This window comes from Caulobacter sp. BE264, assembly GCF_031457805.1.
Lineage (GTDB): Bacteria > Pseudomonadota > Alphaproteobacteria > Caulobacterales > Caulobacteraceae > Caulobacter.
In genome coordinates this window covers 1-1218 of the sequence record NZ_JAVDXI010000023.1, presented here as the reverse complement: position 1 = coordinate 1218, position 1218 = coordinate 1, and the positions used below count along the sequence as shown (strand labels likewise).

At 60.9% G+C, this 1218-nt stretch carries 2 protein-coding genes; both read left to right on the top strand.

Annotation, left to right across the window (positions count from 1 at the left end):
• Positions 1-20: 20 nt before the first annotated feature.
• Entirely contained in the window at positions 21-374 is a 354-nt protein-coding gene (locus J2X45_RS20380) for a DUF3800 domain-containing protein (RefSeq protein ID WP_404980123.1), read from the top strand.
• 101 nt (positions 375-475) lie between these two features.
• Positions 476-1117 (top strand): recombinase family protein, encoded by a 642-nt coding sequence (locus J2X45_RS20275; protein WP_310218535.1) that lies wholly within the window; start codon positions 476-478, stop codon positions 1115-1117.
• The last annotated feature ends 101 nt before the right edge of the window (positions 1118-1218 follow it).

The window sequence follows — 1218 nt, the reverse complement described above, 5'->3', positions numbered from 1 at the left end:
CTGCACAGCTATGAGCGCTCATAAGGTCTCCTTACGAGCGCAGCATCCCGACACGCAGCCCATCAGCCAAGGCGGCCTTCACCGGATGGGCACGAGAAGAGTCTAAGCGCATGATACGCGACTTCTCACGGTACAGGGCGAACGGCACGACCCCTTGGGACTACGGTGCCCCTATTCCCAGCTTCATCGACGCAGTGCATTTCGCCCATTCGCATCACTCCCGCATACTTCAACTGGCGGATGTCTTCCTCTTTTTCAGCAGCCTGGGATGGCCGGGAAAAAAGGACAACTGGATGCGGAAGTCTGCCGCCAAGGCTTGTGCAGAATTGGACCTTTTCCCTCACCGGTACAAGGAATGGCCTAGCTCCAATTGAGCGTGGTTGCTGCTAGCAACCCACGCCACAGCCTTTCCCCCTTCCTATCATCGCCACATAAGTTAGGCGTCACGGGCAAACCAACCTTTACCTGCAACGCCATGCCATTCATCGTCTATCTCCGCGTTTCCACGCAGCGGCAGGGGCAATCCGGCCTGGGGCTTGAGGCGCAACGAGAGGCGGTCGAGCAATACGCCGCCAGGGTCTCCGAGCCGATCCTTGGCACCTTCACTGAGGTCGAGAGCGGAGCGCAGAAGGATCGCCCGGAGCTAGCGGCTGCCCTCAAAGAGTGTCGGCGAACCAAGAGCGTCCTTCTGATAGCTCGATTGGATCGACTGTCCCGCTCCCTTTCGTTCATCGCGCAACTGCTGGAAGCCGGGGTCGAAATCCGCGCTGCAGACATGCCCGAGGCCAACCGGCTGATGCTCCAGATGCTCGCGGTTTTCGCCGAGCACGAGCGACGACTGATTAGCGAGCGGACGAGAGCAGCCCTCGCGGCAGCGAAGACGCGGGGTGTCGAGCTGGGGGTCCACGGCAAACGGCTGGCCCAGGCGCACCGAGACGAAGCCACCGTTTTTGCCCGATCGCTCGCAACAATCGTTCTGCCTTTGGCGGCCCAGAAAATGTCGCTTAGACGCATAGCCGACGAACTGAACGCTAGGGGATTGGTCAGTCGGGATGGCGGGCGGTGGCACCCCAGCTCAGTCACTCGCCTTCTGTCCCGCCTCAAGGAGGCGCATTAGCGCCAGTGTACTAACCCGCTCGCGCGGGAGGGGTATTTGTTCGGCGCTGAGGGACATCGGGATCCTCCTGTCTGAAGAGGAACGTGGGTCGGCCACGTCCT